At 39.2% G+C, this 19,012-nt stretch carries 17 protein-coding genes and 1 pseudogene; 14 read left to right on the forward strand and 4 right to left on the reverse strand.

Annotated features, from left to right (window positions below; genetic code table 11):
* The first annotated feature begins 78 nt into the window (after positions 1 to 78).
* On the forward strand, positions 79 to 1,791 hold the full coding sequence (locus P4S61_RS16130) for an alpha-amylase family glycosyl hydrolase (RefSeq protein ID WP_337118644.1): 1,713 nt from the start codon (positions 79 to 81) through the stop codon (positions 1,789 to 1,791).
* A 20-nt stretch (positions 1,792 to 1,811) separates the two neighbouring features.
* Here P4S61_RS16130 and P4S61_RS16135 read toward each other — a convergent pair whose 3' ends face one another.
* Positions 1,812 to 2,789 (reverse strand): integron integrase, encoded by a 978-nt coding sequence (locus P4S61_RS16135; protein WP_337118645.1) that lies wholly within the window; start codon positions 2,787 to 2,789, stop codon positions 1,812 to 1,814.
* Between the two features lie 242 nt (positions 2,790 to 3,031).
* Positions 3,032 to 4,150, reverse strand: a complete 1,119-nt coding sequence (locus tag P4S61_RS16140; RefSeq protein ID WP_337117620.1) for an ISAs1 family transposase — start codon at positions 4,148 to 4,150, stop codon at positions 3,032 to 3,034.
* Positions 4,151 to 4,276: 126 nt separating this feature from the next.
* On the opposite strand from P4S61_RS16140, the gene P4S61_RS16145 reads away from it, so the two are divergent.
* From P4S61_RS16145 to P4S61_RS16185, 9 genes are all read left to right on the forward strand, one after another.
* Complete coding sequence (locus tag P4S61_RS16145) at positions 4,277 to 4,621, forward strand: hypothetical protein (RefSeq protein ID WP_337118646.1); 345 nt, start codon at positions 4,277 to 4,279, stop codon at positions 4,619 to 4,621.
* Between the two features lie 100 nt (positions 4,622 to 4,721).
* Positions 4,722 to 5,069, forward strand: coding sequence for a hypothetical protein (locus tag P4S61_RS16150; RefSeq protein WP_337118647.1), 348 nt, complete (start codon positions 4,722 to 4,724; stop codon positions 5,067 to 5,069).
* A gap of 27 nt (positions 5,070 to 5,096) precedes the next feature.
* Positions 5,097 to 5,498 (forward strand): hypothetical protein, encoded by a 402-nt coding sequence (locus P4S61_RS16155; RefSeq protein ID WP_337118648.1) that lies wholly within the window; start codon positions 5,097 to 5,099, stop codon positions 5,496 to 5,498.
* A gap of 120 nt (positions 5,499 to 5,618) precedes the next feature.
* Positions 5,619 to 5,861, forward strand: a complete 243-nt coding sequence (locus P4S61_RS16160) for a hypothetical protein (RefSeq protein ID WP_337118649.1) — start codon at positions 5,619 to 5,621, stop codon at positions 5,859 to 5,861.
* A gap of 169 nt (positions 5,862 to 6,030) precedes the next feature.
* Positions 6,031 to 6,951, forward strand: coding sequence for a transposase (locus tag P4S61_RS16165; protein WP_145234071.1), 921 nt, complete (start codon positions 6,031 to 6,033; stop codon positions 6,949 to 6,951).
* A 540-nt stretch (positions 6,952 to 7,491) separates the two neighbouring features.
* Complete coding sequence (locus tag P4S61_RS16170) at positions 7,492 to 8,067, forward strand: hypothetical protein (RefSeq protein WP_182735207.1); 576 nt, start codon at positions 7,492 to 7,494, stop codon at positions 8,065 to 8,067.
* An 837-nt stretch (positions 8,068 to 8,904) separates the two neighbouring features.
* A complete protein-coding gene (locus P4S61_RS16175) occupies positions 8,905 to 9,225 on the forward strand; it encodes a DUF2834 domain-containing protein (RefSeq protein ID WP_145233452.1) in 321 nt (106 codons plus the stop codon).
* An 833-nt stretch (positions 9,226 to 10,058) separates the two neighbouring features.
* Positions 10,059 to 10,331, forward strand: coding sequence for a CPBP family intramembrane glutamic endopeptidase (locus P4S61_RS16180; protein ID WP_337118924.1), 273 nt, complete (start codon positions 10,059 to 10,061; stop codon positions 10,329 to 10,331).
* A 669-nt stretch (positions 10,332 to 11,000) separates the two neighbouring features.
* On the forward strand, positions 11,001 to 11,651 hold the full coding sequence (locus tag P4S61_RS16185; RefSeq protein ID WP_182735209.1) for a YidC/Oxa1 family membrane protein insertase: 651 nt from the start codon (positions 11,001 to 11,003) through the stop codon (positions 11,649 to 11,651).
* A 100-nt stretch (positions 11,652 to 11,751) separates the two neighbouring features.
* Here the strand turns inward: P4S61_RS16185 and P4S61_RS16190 are convergent, their stop codons facing one another.
* Entirely contained in the window at positions 11,752 to 12,384 is a 633-nt protein-coding gene (locus P4S61_RS16190) for a trimeric intracellular cation channel family protein (RefSeq protein WP_337118651.1), read from the reverse strand.
* A gap of 224 nt (positions 12,385 to 12,608) precedes the next feature.
* Positions 12,609 to 13,625: a LacI family DNA-binding transcriptional regulator gene (locus P4S61_RS16195; RefSeq protein WP_182819416.1), complete on the reverse strand. Its 1,017-nt coding sequence runs from the start codon at positions 13,623 to 13,625 to the stop codon at positions 12,609 to 12,611.
* 339 nt (positions 13,626 to 13,964) lie between these two features.
* Between P4S61_RS16195 and glk the strand changes: the two genes are divergently transcribed.
* The 4 genes and pseudogenes from glk to eda all read left to right on the forward strand — a co-directional run bounded on the left by glk (position 13,965) and on the right by eda (position 18,996).
* Positions 13,965 to 14,963, forward strand: coding sequence for a glucokinase (gene glk, locus P4S61_RS16200; protein ID WP_145233464.1), 999 nt, complete (start codon positions 13,965 to 13,967; stop codon positions 14,961 to 14,963).
* Between the two features lie 35 nt (positions 14,964 to 14,998).
* A pseudogene (locus P4S61_RS16205) lies at positions 14,999 to 16,013 on the forward strand (LacI family DNA-binding transcriptional regulator).
* A 479-nt stretch (positions 16,014 to 16,492) separates the two neighbouring features.
* The gene (gene edd / locus P4S61_RS16210) at positions 16,493 to 18,343 is read left to right on the forward strand and encodes a phosphogluconate dehydratase (protein WP_182757652.1); all 1,851 of its coding nucleotides are present in this window, start codon (positions 16,493 to 16,495) and stop codon (positions 18,341 to 18,343) included.
* A 32-nt stretch (positions 18,344 to 18,375) separates the two neighbouring features.
* Positions 18,376 to 18,996 (forward strand): bifunctional 4-hydroxy-2-oxoglutarate aldolase/2-dehydro-3-deoxy-phosphogluconate aldolase, encoded by a 621-nt coding sequence (gene eda / locus P4S61_RS16215; RefSeq protein ID WP_337118652.1) that lies wholly within the window; start codon positions 18,376 to 18,378, stop codon positions 18,994 to 18,996.
* The last annotated feature ends 16 nt before the right edge of the window (positions 18,997 to 19,012 follow it).

Here is a 19,012-nt window from a genome sequence, read left to right on the forward strand (position 1 = left end):
TATCCGCAGTTCAGGTTAATTAACATAGCCGTAGTAAAATACGGCTATGTTATTTATTACAATAATAACGAGGCTGAAATGAAAACATTTACCTTGAGCGCATTAGCATTAGCAATCATGCTAACAGGCTGCCAAAGCGCACCATCATTAAATAACAACACGAATAACACCGAAACATCGCAATTAAATACTAAACAACAAGCAAGCCCGTGGTGGGAAAGCGCCATTTTTTACCAAATTTGGCCCCGCAGTTTTTACGACAGCGATGCTGATGGCCATGGTGATTTTAATGGTATGACCCAAAAGCTCCCGTATCTACAAGAGCTCGGCGTTAACGCATTGTGGTTAACCCCGATGTTTGAAGCACCGTCGTATCATGGTTATGATTTTACTGAATTTTACCAAGTAGAAAAAGACTACGGCAGCATGGCAGAGTTTGAAGCCTTTATAAAAGCTGCTGACGACAAAGGCATGAAAGTCATACTTGATTTAGTTATAAACCATATATCAAGTAACCATGAATGGTTTCAGCGTTCAGCAAAACAACAAGCCCCTTTTGCTGATTACTTTATTTGGCGCGACGATATGCCAAAAGCCGGTAGCGGTTGGGGCCACGCATGGAGTGATAACGACCAGGCCAATGCCGTATGGCATTGGAATGAAACCCGCCAGCAGTATTACTACGGTGCGTTTGGTGCAAGCCAACCTGATTTAAATTTACGCCACCCTGATGTTATTGCTGAAATGGAAAAAATGGCCAAGTTTTGGCTTGATAAAGGTGTTGCTGGCTTTAGGTTAGACGCTGTGCGCTTTGCCATGGAAAGCGGCGGCAATGCACAGGCCGACACAGACGAAACCATAGCTTACTGGCAGCACTTTAATCAGTATGTAAAAAGTGTGAACCCTGAGGCGTATTTAGTAGGTGAAGCCTGGGCCGATATTCCTGTGGCAGCCAAGTATTATGGTGCAGGGAAGGGGCTTGATCAGGGCTTTGATTTTGAAGTGGGCTATAAAATACTGGGTTTGTTAAAACCAGATGCCAGTGGCGAAGCGCAATTTGGCACCATGCAATCTAACCAACAAATCAACGCAGTTGATGCCAATGTGCTCAAACAAAATTTACAGCAACGTATTGACTCAGCCGCACCGCTTGATTTTTTTGCGCCGTTTTTAACTAATCACGACCAAGAACGTATCGCTTATCAACTTGCAGAGCACGACGATAAAGCAAAACTTGCCGCTGCGATGTTATTTAGCTCCCCTGGTACACCGTATATTTATTACGGCGAAGAAATTGGCTTAACACAAGGTGGCACAGGCCATGATGTTTATAAACGTGCGCCTATGCAATGGGACAACAGCAATCAAGCCGGTTTTACCAAAGCTAAAACGAGCTGGGTTGAACAAAGTGAATTATTTGGTAAAGACTTTACCAGCTGGTGGCCTGAATTTTTAGCCGAGCAGCTTAGCGCAGGCGATCGCAATGTTAAAGTACAGCAAGCAGACTCTGATTCACTTTGGCGTTTATATCAGCACTTAATTTCGCAGAAAAAACAGCGCCCAGAGCTGGGTATAAAAGGCAGTTATGCGTTAACTCAATACGATAACGGCCTAGTTGAAATAACCCGCGAGTTAAACGGCAGTAAATCGATGTTTATACTTAATTTAACCGCTAACCCGCAAAGCATCAGCGGTATAAAACGTCAGGGGTTAACGCCTAGCTGGCAACACGATCTCAATGACGAGCAACTCGCAGCTTATGGTTTGTTGTTATTGAATAACACACTTTAAATAAAATTTATCCGTTGGGGCTAACATATGTTAGCCCCAATTCGTGAAAATGGGCTAATTACGCCATTGGCGCCTTGCTGCAAAACATGCGTGTAAATTTGGGTTGTTCTCACATCAGTGTGACCTAATTGTACCTGAACCGTTCGAATATCAGCGCCACTTTGGAGTAAGTGCGTAGCGAAAGAATGGCGTAAAGTATGTGGGGTAACGTGTTTATTAATGTTGGCATCCTTAGCTGCTTTTTTAACCGCACGCTGTACTTGCTTTTCATCTATATGATGCCTTCTCAACAGTTTACTTTCAGGATCAACACTGAGCTTATAAGATGGAAATAAATATTGCCATCCCAGCTGCTTGTTATGATTTGGGTATTTTTTACGTAATAAGTGGGGCATATAAACGCCACTATATAAAGGGTTGTTAAGATCCAGTTGTAGGTAACTATCAACTAATTGTATTTGCGTTTGCAACTGTGGAACAAGCTCTATTGCCAGTGTTACAACTAGGTTTTTGCCTCCTTTTCCATCCCAAATTCGAACACAGCTATAATCAAAGTCAATATCTTGTACCCGTAAACGTAGTGCTTCCATTAGCCGCATACCGCTGCCATAAAGTAGCGCACAAGCTAAATAGTGCTTTGTAATACAGTGTTTAAATAGTGCGGTTACTTCAGTTTGCGTAAGCACAACGGGTAATTTTCTCGGACGCTCACTTTTTACAAAATTTAATGATAACGACAGAGGGTTCTTAATTATTTCTTTATATAGAAAGCTAAGCGCATTCAACGCCTGAGCTTGTGTGCCTTGAGCAACATTTTGGGTGTTTACTAAATGGTTTAAATATAATTCGACTTCCGTATCCCCCATACAACTTGGATGTTGCATATTATTAAAGCGAATATAGGCAGCTATCCAAAAAAGATAAGCCTCAATGGTGCTCTTAGCATAACGCTTGCTATACATATGCTCTTGAATCATGTTTAGAAAAAGAGATTTCATAAATAATATTCAATTTCCAATAAAAAGGTACTGTATGTATAGACAGTTGTTAGTGTTTTGTCCAATAACATTATTAAAAGTCGTTTTGGTGTAATTGCACAAGAGTTATTTTATATAGCACGTAATTACATGTTTACAATTGAGTTATTTAGTGGAATTATTGAGCTATGTAATATACGCCGTTTTGGGGTGTTATAATCCCCCAAAGTGGTGTTCAATCAGGGCAAGAGCATGAAAAAAATCTATGATTTCAATATCTTTTCAAGGTAATCTGTACTGCGCATAGCTTTTTTCTGTTTTGCGGGCATGCCTTTATTAAAGCTTGTTTCTGCTTTTAGCTGATTAAATGCGATGTGTCTCAGCCCCGCAAATACAGGTGCTGCACCTTCACGCCTAATTCGGCAATCATCTTCTTTAAATCCGACATCTAAACGCCAATGTAATCCATTCTCTATTTGCCAATGTTGCCGTGCGGATCTTGCGAGTTCTTCCGCCGATAAATATGCTGAACTGATGTAGTATCTATAGCATAACTCATTGCTTACTTTGTTTTTTTCTTTCCTATAAGAAACAATAACTCCCACTGTTTTAGCATCTTTCCAATTGCTCGTTTCTGATAAATCACTTACGTTATGACTAACAGCACAACACCTGAATTCTTCTCTGTTTTTATGATAATCGGCTTCATTAAACAAAACTCCTTCGGACGCTTGTCGTGTGACCTCAGGTAATAAAGCATTCTCTATTTGTGACAGTAGTCCTTTATGGTTCGCTTTTACTGCAAGTAGGTAATCGGCTTGTTTATCCACTATTGTCTCTGCAATTGATTTTTGACACCCCATCGCGTCAATCGTGACTAAGCAGCCTTTTATCTCCAGTAATTCAAGAAGCTCTGGTAACGCTGTTATTTCATTCGACTTTTTATCAACAGGGCATTGCGCCAAAACAACACCATTTTCGCACGCAAATGCACTGACCATATAAAGTGCATCGCGCCTATCTGACTGATTAAATGAACCTTTCAATCGCTTACCATCAATCGCAACTACATCGCCATGAGTTAATTTAGAGCAGTCTTTCATCCAAGAAGAAAAAGAATCTTGAAACTGCGTCATATCAATGCGACTCATCACACGAGCGATTGTGTCATGGCGAGGGATACCTTGCTCAAGAGGAACGTACTTCCTGAGCCAATCTAATCTATCATGGCCAAAATCTTCAATATCTTCCCAGCCTTGGCACCCAGATATGACAGCGCTGACAGCTAAGAATATGATATCAAAAAGTTTATGGACAACTTTACCCTGCTGGCGAGGGTCGTCAATTGATTCGAAATATTTAAATAGTTGAATATCAGGCATGGGGGCTCCTTAAAAAGGAGTATAAGATCATACTTTTAAGTCAAGGTAAAGTTCGTGATCTTGCCCTGGGTGTTCAATAAGCTGTTAGCTGCTTTAAGCAGTATCATTCAATATACGGAGATAATAATGAAAAAATTAATCGGATTAGTTGCTTTATTTGGCTTTATTACAATTGCTCAAGCAAATGATAACTTTACAGTAAACGCAAAATTTTATGATAATAAAAAACTGATTGGTTCACCAACTTTAGTTGTTAACCCAAACAAGGAAGCATCGATTTCAATTGATGATTTATATAGTTTTTCTCTTACATTGACACCAGTCGATGATTCAACGGTAAATTTGGCAACCGAATTAGAGTTAGGTGGAGAGCATATAGCACCTTCTCTAGTTGTGGAGCTAGGTAAAGAAGCAACTATAAATATTGGCGGTAAAGAACTTTCAGTTATAGTCAATAAATCAAGCAGCTAACAAGTTGCTCAAACGGACAAATTACAGTTGGTTGGCGCTTCGCGCATTATAACCAACCATAATTTGCCCCTTAGCAAAGCGTTAGCATTCAGGGAAGTTTTTGAGAATAATTCTAGTTTTGGTGTCATTAACTCTGATTGGTTGCTCACCAGTTTGGGAAGAGACGCCGTACGAAGTTTACTACATTGATGGTACTAAAACGTTAGGTTATAGCATTGGTAAAGGTGCATATATTGGTCGCATTGATGAGCCTATAAATATTAATGCTAATAAAAAATACATATCAGTTTATGCTTGCCCATATAAAACTTGTTCTTTTTATTACATCGATAAAACCAAAGATCACGAGTTTGCAGAGCACAACGAATTTGTGTTTGGGCCATATACAAACGAGCAGTTTACAACCTTAGTTAAAAATTTAGGCATACCGAGTGTCAGCTCGGAGTGATCTGAATGCTAACAAGGCCGTAAAACCGTGGACACAAAACAGCAGGCTTGTGCTCCTTCGTCGCCAATTTTAGCCTGCTATTTTGTGCCGTTTACGGCAAGCGTTAGTGTTCATGGAGGAAATATGAAAGTCCAGATAAAATCTTTCTCATCGCACCAAACTAGTAAAGTTATTGCTTTAGCGTTCGCACTATTCACAATTCCTTTTTCCATAATGGGAGTCATTGGTTTTTTCGTCGCTCCAGAAATGAAAACAAGCACTGGTGAAAGTATTCCTAATTTTCCGTTTTTAATTTTTGCATTAGCACCATTACTATACGGTTTTATGTTTTACATAATGAATAGACTCATGTGTTTCGGGTACAATTTTATTGCAAAGCGTGTTGGTGGTATTGAGTTTGAAACGGTTGAATCAGACAATGAACACTAACAAAACAATAAACATCATTCGCTTCGCTCATTGGGAACAAGCCTCGCTGGCACTTCGTGCCAAGCACTCGGCTTTTCCCGTTATTGTATGCGTTAGCCTTATCTGAGAGTAATAGAGAACATGTCAGAAGAAAAAGGACAGGATGTAGCTGAAGAGCCGAAATTTGAAAACGTCTCGGATTTCCTAGAAGCCACGCCGCCAAATCGTGTGTCGCATATTTCAGATCTTTCTGAGCATAAGTCTGTTAATGGTTACTGCCGTAACATCTTGAATACACCTGACATTCAGCTGCATTGTCCAAGTGACGCTTGTAATGGTATTCGTTTTTTTAGATGTATATCTGGAAAAGGAGCAGAAAAATAGGACAGGCGCATTTTTTTGCAAATTTTTTGCAAAATCCATAGTATCAACTACTGTTTTTATATACAGTTTAACAGGAGTTGCTATGTATGACTCGGGCAAGAAAAAGCTTATTGATTTAGCGTCCACATCTTATTATCACTTAATTTCACGATGCGTTAGGCGAGCGTTTTTGTGTGGTGATGATAAATACACAGGTAAAAACTTTGATCACCGTAGAGTGTGGTTAGTAGAGCGAATTAAGTTACTAAGTAGCGTTTTCGCTATAGAGATAGCTGCCTACGCGATAATGAGCAATCACTACCACCTTGTTGTGAACGTCAATAGACGTCAAGCACTTGATTGGTCTGATGATGAAGTAATTGAACGCTGGTATCAACTTTATAACGGCCATGTTTTAGTTGATCGTTACTTAAATGGTGAGCAGCTAGATAAGGCGAGTGTGCTCTTTTTTGATGAGATCATCGCTAAATGGCGCGCAAGGCTTTATGACATCAGCTGGTATATGAAAAACCTTAATGAGTACATTGCCCGCGAGGCCAATAAGGAAGATAACTGCACGGGCAAGTACTGGGAAGGGCGCTATAAGTCACAGGCATTATTAGATCAAACCGCAGTACTCAGTTGCATGGCCTACGTTGATTTGAATCCTATCAGAGCAAACATAGCCGATACGCTTGAAGACAGTGATTTTACCTCAATTCAAGAGCGTATAGCGCATTTCAAAGCCTTTACCACAGACACGGTCAAAGCAAATAAACCCCTCAAACAAAAAGATACTGTTCAACATGAAAGTCAACCAGCACAGCTAAAGCAATTTGGTGGTAATCATATTAAAGGCACGATCCCCTTTGCCTTACTGGATTACATTGAATTAGTCGACTGGAGTGGCCGCCAGATAGATCCAAAGAAAAAAGGGCATATCAACAAAAGCATACCAAAAGTGCTCCTGACGTTGAATATAGAAGAAGCGCAATGGCTTGAATCAATTCAACGTTTCAGGCAGCAGTACTCAAATTTTGCAGGCAGCAAACAACGGTTAAAGCAGCAAGCCGCCAGCAACGATGTAAAATGGTACAAAGGCGCAGGTTGAACAGTTGCATCTTTATTGGTTTGTTTAAAAAACACGATATTAAATAAAGTGATGACCTAGCTTTGCCTTTATTTGCCTAAAACTCCTTCCAAGCCACTGAATTCTAAGTTCTGTAACTAACAGTGTGCAGTGTGCAGTGTGCAGTGTGCAAAAAAATAATGATACGGTTACCCACAACGGAAGAGGTGCTAAATTTTCTGACACAAAATATGTGTCTGTCCTTTTTATTTACTCTTTTTATTTACTCTTTTTATTTATTCTATTTTCTAGAAACACTGCAAAACACGATACATTAAGAAAGGGAAGTGCTTATCCACTCAAAGACGTCACTCTAACACCTTGCAAAAAACAATTAAAACATAGCTAAGTCCTCTTTATTTTACGTGAAATAGCAGTAACTGATTGAATCAAAATAGGAACTCAGCTATGGTCGGTACATCAATAAAAATAAATTTAAAACGAGTAATTCTATAGGCTCGTTATATTTTTTATTTAATTTGGTCGTAAACTGAATTTTTTAAATACAAAAGGGAAGGTAGAATGCATAAAACAATAAAAATAATGATTATAGGGATTACTGCTATATATATTTCAGGTTGTTCTTTCCATGCCTCAAAATATGGCGCATCGTTTGAAAATATAGAGACACTTAAAAATTATAAGGGTGTACAAGTTGCTGTTAAGCCATTTACATCAGTAAAGCCAGGACAAAGTGGCATATCATGTAGAGGAGCTGGCTCAGTTGAGACTCCTAATAAAGAGTCTTTTGAAAGTTACATTCACAGTGCATTTGTTTCAGAGTTGAAAGTTGCAGGTGTATACGAAGAGCAATCGGAGATTATTTTAAATGGACATTTTACTGAAATAGACTTCAACTCCAATATAGGCAATGGGAAATGGATGTTTGAACTTACGGCATCATCAAACAATGATAACGCTGTGAAAATATCGACCAGACATGAGTTTTCAACCAATTGGGTCGCAGATAAAGCCTGTCAACAAGTTGCTCAAGAATTTTCACCTGCTGTTCAGCTTTTGATTCGCGATTTAATTACACACCCTAAATTTAAAGAGTTAATTGCTCCTGTAAAAACAGAGCTAGTCACAAAAATATAGCATATATTGATCTTAACTACTGTCATTAGACATTAGAGTTTTTTTGGCCGTCCTCATACCGTGACGGTCAAATTTAAATCAAGTAATTGGCTTGATATATGCTCTAGCGAATTATGAAACATCTAATCAAACTATATCTTGTTTTGCTCATGATAGGCTGTGCTTCAACCATGAAGCATTAACTACCTGGAGGAAGTTCTCAACTAGAAAGGTTGTGGATTTTAACGAGAAATCTGATGTTCCAAATTGGGCTAGTAAGAATAAGAGTATAATTGAATCACATTTATTTGTTTGCGAAACTTGTTTTGGTCAAAAAGTGCAGGTACATATAAACCTTGAAGATAATGGTTATCTAAATTTTTCTAAGTTGTGTGTTCTACAGGCTAAAAATAGCTAGAAAAAGAAGCGTTAAAAGCTATTTAAGTATAGGAACCGTTTGATATTTCAAATATAAGTAAAGCAGACAAAAAAGTAGTGATAAATATAGTCTTTACCTCCGCTCCAGAAAAGAGCAGATAATCGGTTAGCCTGAGCTTTCTAATCCCTAGCCCAACAACATCTATGATGCGCTTTTAATTAACAGGAAGTGCAGTGGATGGTTCATCTTCCGTAATAAATATTATTCTAAACCTACGGTTAACTTGTTAGATAAATTCATGGTCAAAATAGACTGTCAATGAGGCAATGACAACCTTTTATATTTTACGTAAATCGAAGTAACCGATTGAATCAAAATAGGAACTCGCCTATGGTTAAACTATCAATAAAAATAAATTAAATACGAGTTATTCTACAGATTGATTATGGCTTACTAAAAATAGTTGCAAGGATGGTGAAATGGTTAGGTTTTATCTAGTACTTACTTTATTAGGCATTTTATTGCCCTATGGCGCATTTGTTCCTTGGGTAGTTACAAATGGCTTAGATCTTGGTCTCTTGTTTAATGATGCGGTGACAAATTCTATCAGCGTATTTGCTTGGCTTGATGTTGTAGTGTCTGCCGTTGTTTTGTTGGTTTTTATCATTGTCGATGGTCGCAGAAATAAAGTGACATATCGATATTTTGCTGTGCTGGGCACGTTGTTTGTGGGTGTGTCGTTTGGGCTTCCACTTTATCTTTACCTCAAAGAAAAGCAGTCCCTTGAATCACAGCCCTAACAAATAAGTTATGGCGTTAATAGTTATCTTCAAGTATCTGGCGGTTTTTATATTTTATTACTTATTGGTACTGAATTTAAAATCGCCATAATTTTCCAGATGTAAGCAATGGGACGTAGTTACTGGTGGTAGCCCTATTTTTAGCGCTATTGGTACTTCAATGGTGTTATTTATTTCGATACTAATGCCATTTATAGTGCTTTGTATCATTGATATTAAATGCAAAAAGCGGATAGAACTTTTTTACTTTTATAAATGCCATGCTGCTGGTCGGATCTGTAAAAGGCGTTAATTAAAGTAAAAAGCCTTTTTAAAATCTAAAACATAAGATTACACATTCATGGCTTTTTGTTTCCTAGCGCTATCTATTTTATGCGTTTTTCCATTTTGTAAGATAGTAATTTTACGCTAACCAATTTGGCAATACTTACTGCTGCTAAGTGTTATAACTGCCTATTATCAGGAATATATAAACTTATACGCAGTTATTGTTATTGTGTTTTATTTAGGCTTATTGCACTTTTCGGTATCTGCAACCTCTGCGTTAATACGCAGTATCTTAACGCCTTTATTTGTAATAGCCTCACTTGGTTTAGCCTTACATTGGTTCCGGTTTTAATAACCAGCCTATTGTTGTTAATGAACAGCTTACTAGCAATGCGATTACATTTACCCTGTATGCTAATTTCGATAAAGCATTAGCGGGTTTGATGCTGAGCGCTTATTTTTTTACAAAAAATAAAACGCTAAAACCAATAATGGTAGGGCATCCACTTTTGATTATTGCTATCACGATTTTAGCTGCACTCATCACTGCTTTAATATTGGGCCTTATGGAGTTTGCGCCTAAAGTACCCGAATTTTGGTTTTTATTTATAGCAATTAATCTATTTTTTACCTGCGTTGCAGAAGAGGCGTTATTTAGAGGGATAATACAAACTAAGCTTTCGAAAGTGATAATCTCGGCTCGGTTTGCATTACTAGCGCCTGTGGTCACTACTGGTTTATTTTCACTCGCACACTTTTCAGCTGGAGCTAGTTACATGCTAGTGGCAGCTGTTGCAGGTTTGGCTATGGATACATTTTTTATAAAACTCAGCGTTTAGAGTGGGCTATTTTATGCCATTGGTTCGTTAATGTGTTTCACTTTTTCTTATTTACTTACCCTATGCTTGCAACACCCTCTTATTAAATAACTATATGCTATCAAGTACTGATGGTGTCATTTAGGTTCATGATTTTATGTGAAATAACTAAAGAATTTGTTCTGTGCATCACAGAAAACATTGCTATTTATTACTACGACTACTGCTTATCCGCCTCTGGGCTTACTAAAGGAAATGTCATCTACTTAAAAGCAGATTCACAACATACCCATGATTTTTAAGGAGAAATTAGTTTCAAAGGCTGTGTTAAATATAGAAGTTAAGTACTGGGTTGAGCTAGAAAACGATCTTAATACAAAATTCGTTAATCTTCCCTGCAGTGAATAATTTACTTGAATTTATTGTGCAAATATTAGTTAGCAATAAGTGATCGAGAGTTAAACTAGCTCCCAATCTTCGCTTACTTGAGGTTATTTGCTCAGCTTTAGAAACTCGATATAGCTCATAAGTAAGAAACGTTTAAATGTCTTTATCATGATAAAAAATAGCCTTATTTGGTAAATATCATTAAAAAAGATCCATCAGCGCGATAATGGACATTAATAAACTGCTTGACATAATATGTCGAGGTGTTTACTTTTAATACATCAAACTGAAAGGGAAGTTTAAATGGAACTTTGGAATTTTTTTACGAACTTTATCGTGCAGTCTATCGCCTTTTTTACTCAAGAAGTCGGGCTAAGCCAAGCTTTAGCTATTATTTTATTTACACTAATTGGTCGCTTAGTTTTAATGCCGATTAACTTGTTAGCGATGGCCAAAACCGTTAGTAACAAAAAGGCGATAGCTGTATTAAAGCCTGAGCTTGATGAAATAAAAAACAAATATAAAGATCAACCCAGTGCAATAGCTAAATCTACAATGGCGCTCTATAAAAAGCACAACATTAAATTTATTGATAAAAAGAGTGTGTTAAATATGGCAGGTCAAGGTTTATTTGGCTTTGGTACGTTTCAAGCTCTTCAACAAATCGTGTTTAATAGTAAGTTTGCGTGGATTGCGAGCATAGCAAAACCCGATATTGCACTTTCATTGTTGGTGGGTGTGATCACTTATTTTTCTATGGCGATGATGCCTGGAACTGCTGAGCAAACCAGTACCTTATTATTTATTATTCCAGCTGTGATTTGTGTTATTACCTTAATAAACTTCCCCTCTGCTATTGGTTTATATTGGGCAACATCAAGTGGTACAAGTTTATTGCAATCTTTATTACTCAATAATTACTTTCAAAATAAAACAGCCGGTAAAACTATTTAGTTTTAACGTATGAAAATAATATTTTTTGGCTGTTTCAATAGCCTAAAAAGTAATTGGACTATTGAAAAGCTTATGAGCAGGGGTTAATAAACGACTGCCTTTACTGTTCATTTTTCAAATTAGCTGGTTCTAATAAACTAAACGTCGGTAAGCGCCATTTGAAGCGTACCGATGCCATGCGTATTAAATACCCTACAACTAGGCTTGTAATAACGCTGATGTTGTCATCAATGTTGTAGTGGTGTAGTGCTAGATATAAACAAGCTACAATCAGTGCTACGCTGGCGTAAAGCTCATGATGTAATACTAGCGGCGCTTGGCGACAAATTAAATCACGTAATAATCCACCAAATAGGCCGGTAACAATAGCAGCGACTACACAAATACCATAGTGCAAACCCATATTAAGCCCTACTTGGCAGCCAATAATACTAAATGCGGCAAGCCCAAGGGCATCTAAACGCATAAAAATGCCTTTAAATTTAACCACCCATTTTGCAAGCCAAGTTGTAATAATACCGGCAACGCAGGTGATCAATAAATATTCTGGATGTTTTACCCAAGTTAAAGGGTAATTGCCAAGTAAAATATCGCGTACGCTGCCACCACCAATTGCAGTGGCACTGGCTACTAACATAACCCCAAACCAATCCATGTTTCTGCGCCCAGCACTCAGCGCACCGGTCATGGCTTCGGCTGTAATACCAATAATATAAACAATAGTTAATAGCATAAGATATTCACTTGAATTTTTAAGAGCAAAAATAAAAGTGCGATTGTAGAGAGAAACTAATAAAAAGACGAGTGAGAAATTACACTAAAAATGCTCAGTTTCAGATAAAAAAAACTAATGTGAAATTAACGTGTGAATTGGCTGTTAATAGCACGTTTACCTAGCGTGTAATTATAAAAAAATAAGGACAAAAGACCGTAAATAATGTAATAAAATATATGTAGTTAGCTGGAACCTCGTGCAATTAATCGTGGCGTTAGTAGGGTGCTTTGCACTTGTTCACCACGAATTAGTTTTAGTAAGTTTTCAACTAACATTTGTCCTGCAATTGTGGTGTTTTGCTCTATGGTTGTGAGTGGCGGGTTTACATAGCTGGCAATCGAAATATTATCAAAACCTATCACGGCTACATCTTTTGGCACGTTAATATTGGCTTCTTTTAAGGCGCGTATTGCACCTATAGCAATCAGATCGCTAGCTGCGAAAAGGGCATTAAAGGTAGTATTGTTGGCAATAAGCGAACGTGTGGCATGATAACCAGACTCTTCGGTCGAAATCGCATTCGCTATTTTTCGCTCGCTTAAGGTAATAGCATGTTGTTTTAACTTGTCTTTAAAGCCATTAAAACGGGCAAAAAATTCAGGGCTATGATCAGATGCATCACCAATAAAAGCGCAGTCTGTGCGGTTTTGGGAAATTAAATGCGTAGCAGCAAGTTGGCCGCCGCCATAGTTATCACAGCTAATTGTTAAATCGGCACGATTATCTACCGTTGCTCCCCAGCATACAAATTTGGTGTTTTGTTCAAGCAAGGTATTAAACTTAGGCTGAAAATCAATGTAATCGCCATAACCTAATAAAATAATACCATCAGCACGGTGACTGTCTTCGTAGTCCGCTTGCCAATCTGAGCTTGCAGATTGAAACGATACCAATAAGTCATACCCTTCTTTTGCGCAAGCACGCGTTATGCTGCCCAGCATCGCTAAAAAGAACGGATTGATTTGTGATTCATCTGCTGTGGGATCTTCAAACAGTAACAAAGCCAATGTACTACTTTGTTGAGTTCGAAGGTTACTCGCATTTTTATCTACTTTGTAGTTAAGCTGTTTGGCTACCTCAAAAACACGTTTGCGGGTTTCTTCATTAACCAATGGACTGTTGCGCAAGGCGCGCGAGACAGTGGATTGTGATACCCCTGCGTAGTGTGCAATGTCAAACGATGTAGCTTTACCTTTCATACACAACCTAACTATTTCAATTAACTAAAGTGCAAATAACTCGTGTCATTCTCGTTTATTTGCTGATTTTTACAAGCTATTTATCAGTAATTTATCAGTAATTTAAAATTTTTATTGATTCAACCCTGACACCGGTGTCATAATGCGGGTGTTTTATCATTTTGTTGTCAAAACGTATTGGCTGCCCATTTAGTTGGGCAGCATTTTTTATACTAGAGTAACTACTTTGAGGTGATAGCTCAAAGTTTATCTCATAGCGATAGCAAGACCATTGAAATTAAAATAATAAGCACGGTTATAGCTAAGTATATAAACCGCTTAGACAAAAGAGAAAACACGATGAACTCCAAGCCAAATTCAGAATTCGATCCTATCTTAGTGGCCGACATCGGCGGCACTAATGCCCGTTTTGCTTTAATTACTGCTTTTAACCTACAAGAAAAACAATTCGTTATTGAGCATAATATCATTTTCCCCAGTGCCAATTTTGGTTCATTGGAAGCGGCAATAACGCATTATTTATCTCAAGTTAGTCATATTCAACCTCGACGCGCGTGTCTAGCCGTGGCTGGACCGATAAAAGCAGGCCAAGTACATTTAACTAATTTAGGTTGGCACTTTAGTGTCGAACAAGTAAAAGCTGAGTTTAATTTAGCTCAACTGGAAGTGATCAACGATTTTGCTGCGTTTGCCTATGCAGCACCTTATTTAGATCCACAACAAAACATTGCAGTTAAAGCAGGACAAGCCGATACTGATGCAAATATTGCAGTCATGGGTCCGGGCACTGGTTTTGGTGCGGCGTGTTTAGTACGTACTAGCCAATCACGTGCTGTTTTGAGTTGTGAAGGTGGGCATATAACGTTGGCGTCAGTGAGTGAATTAGATACTCAGCTGATCATCGAGTTACGTAAGCTATTGCCACATGTATCGGTCGAAACAGTATTTTCAGGGCCGGGTATTGCTCATTTGTATCAAGCCATGGCAGCTGTAAAAGGTGTCGATGCTAAGAATTTAACCGCTGCACAAATTAGCGAATTAGCAAATAGTGGTGAATGTGCAATTTGCGATGCTACGTTAAATCAATTTTGTGATTGGATTGGCAGTGTCGCAGGCGATTTAGCACTGGCATTTGGTGCGTTAGGTGGTGTGTATATTGGTGGCGGTATTTTACCGCGTATGCAAGCTCGTTTACTTGCTAGTCGTTTTGTTGAGCGTTTTGGTGCTAAAGGGATCATGTCGCAGTATGTGAGCCAAATACCAGTGACGTTAGTCACACAAGATAATATTCCACTTATTGGTGCTGCTGCATGTTTGCACGTCAATGAGCAGTCATAATACATCGCTCATAGGGGTGTTATTGGGAAGGTTGGATGAAGAAAGTTACAATAAATAGTGTTGCAAGTTATGCTGGGGTCTCTAAAAAAACCGTGTCTCGGGTTTTAAATAATGAACCTAATGTTAGTGATGCAACCCGTGAAAAAGTTCTTAAGGTTTTTAAAGAGCTAGATTACACTCCTAACCCGATCGCCCGCGGTTTGGCGCAAAATCGTAGTTTTATTATTGGTTGCATTTACGATAACCCGAGTAAAAGTTATATCACCCAGGTGCAAACCGGTGCGCTTGCTGCGTGTCAAGAAAACAACTATAACTTGTTAATCCACCCATGTGATTTACGTGGTGATGCGTTGATCAGTAATATTGAGCATTTACTACAATCTTTCTCGTCTTGATGGCTTGGTATTGACGCCGCCATTTTCAGATTTTAAGGTATTAGTCGATTTTCTCAAAAGTAAAAAAATTCCGTATGCACGAGTTGCATCAGCAGTGCTTGAAGACGATTCAATTTCAGTACGCAGTAATGATGAGCAGGGCGCATTTGAGATCACTGAGCACTTAATTAAGCTTGGTCATAAAGCGATCGCGTTTATTAAAGGCCACCCAGATCACAGTGCCACTGAGCAGCGTTTCAAAGGTTATCGCAGAGCACTTAGTACGCACGGCATTGAATTTAATGAACGTTTGGTTGAAGAGGGTAACTTTAGTTATCATTCTGGGGTCGATAGTGCGCGCAGCATTTTAGACTTAACCCCACGTCCAACCGCGGTATTTGCATCAAATGATTACATGGCTGCGGCGGTATTAAAATTGGCAACACAACGTCAATTTAAAGTACCCGATGATATTTCTATCGCGGGGTTTGATAATGCGCCAATCGCTCGTCATATTTGGCCTGGTCTTACTACCATAGCGCAACCGGTTGAAGAAATGACTAAACAAGCGGTTACTAAACTGATTGAGCATATTGGTGATCCGCAAGAGCAACCGTATCAGGTTACGCTTGAAGCGCGATTAATCACACGCGAGTCTACCGCACAAGTTAGATAAAGGCTTTTCACAGTTGCCCGAGTTTGAGTGACGCTTACTCGGGCATTTTTTTGCTTAACAAAGTAGTCTGCATGTTGTTGCTATCTGGGTTTTTTATCCGCTCATAGGTACTTACGATTGATATCATTTAGATTATAAAAAGATATTATAATCAATAAATTAAAGTAAAAACTCCTCACATTTTCTAGCACTCCAGCAACACAATTTAGCGACCAAGCTAGATCCCCTTATGAAAAATTATTTTCGTTCATTATTTGGTCATTTAAAATATTTAAACTAAATTTATAGGATAGGGTTGACACCGGTGTCACAGTCATGCGTTAATACAGTGACACCGGTGTCAGGTTGATTGTGAGAGACAACCTGCCAACGTATACCTTTGAACGGGTAAATCAAAGATGCTCAGTGCAAGTTCATTCGTGGAGTATGCACTTGCCACTGAGCCTTTATCCTCTAACCTTAGAGATGAGTCGAATTTTATGTTACATCCTCGTATTCAAGAAGTCACCGAACGCGTCATTGAACGCAGTAAAGCTACTCGCCAAGCCTATTTAGAACGCATCAATCATGCAAAAAAACAAACAAGAGTTCGTTCTGGTTTAGGTTGTGGCAATATCGCCCATGTTATGGCTGCGTGTAGCAGTGATGATAAAGCACGTTTAAAAGCTGATGAGCAACCAAACTTAGCGATTATCAATTCATATAACGATATGCTATCTGCGCACGTGCCATACAAAGATTATCCAGATTTAATTAAAGACATTGCTACAAAGTACGATGCCACAGCTCAAGTTGCAGGCGGCGTGCCAGCCATGTGTGATGGCGTAACTCAGGGCCGTGATGGCATGGAGTTATCACTTTTTTCTCGTGATGTAATTGCGATGTCGACAGCTATTTCATTATCACACGATGTGTTTGATGGCGTATTTTGCTTAGGTGTGTGTGACAAAATTGTCCCTGGTCTATTAATTGGTGCTTTATCATTTGGTCATCTACCGGTGTACTTTTTGCCAGCAGGCCCGATGCAGTCAGGCATTCCAAATAAAGAAAAAGCCCGTATTCGTCAAAAGTTTGCTCAAGGCTTAGTAAGCCGTGATGAGCTTTTAGAAGCGGAGAGTGCGTCTTATCACAGCGCGGGTACTTGTACGTTTTACGGTACTGCAAACAGTAACCAAATGTTGATGGAAATTATGGGCTTGCACCTTCCTGGTAGCTCGTTCATCAATCCATATACAGAATTGCGTGATGGTTTAACCGGTAATGCGGTAGAAACCATGCTTAAACAATTGATTCAAAGTAAAGATGCTAATTGCTTAGCGGATGTTGTAACTGAAAAAACCATTATTAATGGTTTAGTTGGTTTGTTAGCAACGGGTGGCTCTACGAATCATGCAATTCACTTAGTGGCAATTGCCAAAGCGGCAGGCGTTGAGCTGACATGGAAAGATATGTCGGATTTATCAGAAGTGGTGCCACTGCTAACACGTATTTATCCAAATGGTTCTGCTGATGTAAATCATTTCCAAGCAGCCGGCGGCATGGGTTTCCTTATGAGAGAACTCGTTGGTGCAGGGTTCTTGCACAATGACGTTAAAACCATTGTTGGCGAAGGTCTCGAGGCGTATACCCAAGAACCACGTTTAGATACTGACAGTAACCTGATCATGACGAGCGCAACAGGCCCAAGCAAAGTTAAATGGGTACCGTGTCCAGAGAATTCATTAGACGAAGATGTGCTTCGTCCAATTGACAACCCATTCAGTAAACAAGGTGGCTTACAGTTACTAACTGGTAACTTAGGTAAAGCCGTGATCAAAGTGTCTGCGGTTGCAGTTGAACATCAAGTTGTTACAGCACCAGCAAAAGTTTTTGCTTCACAAAGTGCATTACAAGAAGCCTATACACGCGGTGAGCTAAACCAAGACTTTATTGCTGTACTGAAAGAGCAAGGTCCAAAAGCCAAAGGCATGCCAGAGCTGCATAAGCTCACGCCAGTAATGGCAACCTTGCAAGATGAAGGTTACAAAGTAGCGATCGTAACTGATGGTCGTATGTCAGGCGCATCAGGTAAAGTGCCAGCGGCAATCCACTTAGCACCAGAGGCTGTTGAAGGCGGCATTATTGCTAAGATTCAGGAAGGTGATTTAATTACTCTTGATGCACCAGCAGGTATCTTAAGAGTACATGTAAGTGATGAAGAATTAGCACAACGTGAATTACAACTTAGCGTACCTAGCTTAACGTTTGGTACGGGCCGAGAGTTGTTCACCGGATTTAGAAATATCGTAAGTAGCGCAGACATGGGCGCTAGCGCCTTTGGAATAGAATAATAATTCGCCAAACTGGGTATGAGGAACACACTATGAGCATAGAAAAAATATTATCATCGGCACCGGTAGTGCCAGTGGTGGTAATTGATAATTTAGAAGATGCAGCGCCACTAGCAAGAGCGCTATATAACGGCGGTCTAAAAGCACTTGAAATTACACTGCGTACACCGATTGCTGCAGAAGCTGTAAAGCTAATGAAAGCCGAAGTACCAGAAGCCTATGTTGGCACCGGGACTGTGGTAGATAAAGCAAGCTTTGATGCATCAGTTGCCGCAGGTGCTGATTTTATGGTGAGCCCAGGCGTAAATGATGAACTTTTAGCACTGGCAAAAGGCACTGATATTCCATTTCTACCGGGCGCCGCAACGCCAAGTGAAGTGATGAAATTAGCCAGTCACGGATTTAAGTTTTTAAAGTTCTTTCCAGCAGAAGTTGCAGGTGGAACAGCAATGCTTAAATCGATTGGTGGGCCATTACCACAAGTAACATTTTGTCCAACCGGTGGCATTAGCCTAGCAACAGCACCAAGTTACTTAGCACTTAGCAATGTTATTTGTGTTGGTGGTACCTGGATGCTAGATAAACAACTAATTGAAAATAAAGACTGGCAAGCCATTGAAGCGCTTGCTCGCCAAGCAAGTGAAGTTAAATAATTTAAGTGGAGTTTTG

Origin of the sequence: Pseudoalteromonas sp. B160, assembly GCF_037162485.1 — a bacterium.
GTDB classification, from domain to species: domain Bacteria; phylum Pseudomonadota; class Gammaproteobacteria; order Enterobacterales; family Alteromonadaceae; genus Pseudoalteromonas; species Pseudoalteromonas rhizosphaerae.

What these genes read in the sequence shown, in the direction of transcription:
- P4S61_RS16145 (WP_337118646.1), top strand. Translation starts at nt 4,277, where the DNA reads ATGAAAAAATTAATCGGATTAGTTGCTTTATTTGGCTTTATTACAATT.
- P4S61_RS16180 (WP_337118924.1), top strand. Translation starts at nt 10,059, where the DNA reads ATGGAGTTTGCGCCTAAAGTACCCGAATTTTGGTTTTTATTTATAGCA.
- P4S61_RS16185 (WP_182735209.1), top strand. Translation starts at nt 11,001, where the DNA reads ATGGAACTTTGGAATTTTTTTACGAACTTTATCGTGCAGTCTATCGCC.
- P4S61_RS16175 (WP_145233452.1), top strand. Translation starts at nt 8,905, where the DNA reads ATGGTTAGGTTTTATCTAGTACTTACTTTATTAGGCATTTTATTGCCC.
- P4S61_RS16190 (WP_337118651.1), bottom strand. Translation starts at nt 12,384, where the DNA reads ATGCTATTAACTATTGTTTATATTATTGGTATTACAGCCGAAGCCATG.
- eda (WP_337118652.1), top strand. Translation starts at nt 18,376, where the DNA reads ATGAGCATAGAAAAAATATTATCATCGGCACCGGTAGTGCCAGTGGTG.
- P4S61_RS16195 (WP_182819416.1), bottom strand. Translation starts at nt 13,625, where the DNA reads ATGAAAGGTAAAGCTACATCGTTTGACATTGCACACTACGCAGGGGTA.
- P4S61_RS16130 (WP_337118644.1), top strand. Translation starts at nt 79, where the DNA reads ATGAAAACATTTACCTTGAGCGCATTAGCATTAGCAATCATGCTAACA.
- P4S61_RS16135 (WP_337118645.1), bottom strand. Translation starts at nt 2,789, where the DNA reads ATGAAATCTCTTTTTCTAAACATGATTCAAGAGCATATGTATAGCAAG.
- glk (WP_145233464.1), top strand. Translation starts at nt 13,965, where the DNA reads ATGAACTCCAAGCCAAATTCAGAATTCGATCCTATCTTAGTGGCCGAC.
- edd (WP_182757652.1), top strand. Translation starts at nt 16,493, where the DNA reads ATGTTACATCCTCGTATTCAAGAAGTCACCGAACGCGTCATTGAACGC.
- P4S61_RS16160 (WP_337118649.1), top strand. Translation starts at nt 5,619, where the DNA reads ATGTCAGAAGAAAAAGGACAGGATGTAGCTGAAGAGCCGAAATTTGAA.
- P4S61_RS16170 (WP_182735207.1), top strand. Translation starts at nt 7,492, where the DNA reads ATGCATAAAACAATAAAAATAATGATTATAGGGATTACTGCTATATAT.
- P4S61_RS16140 (WP_337117620.1), bottom strand. Translation starts at nt 4,150, where the DNA reads ATGCCTGATATTCAACTATTTAAATATTTCGAATCAATTGACGACCCT.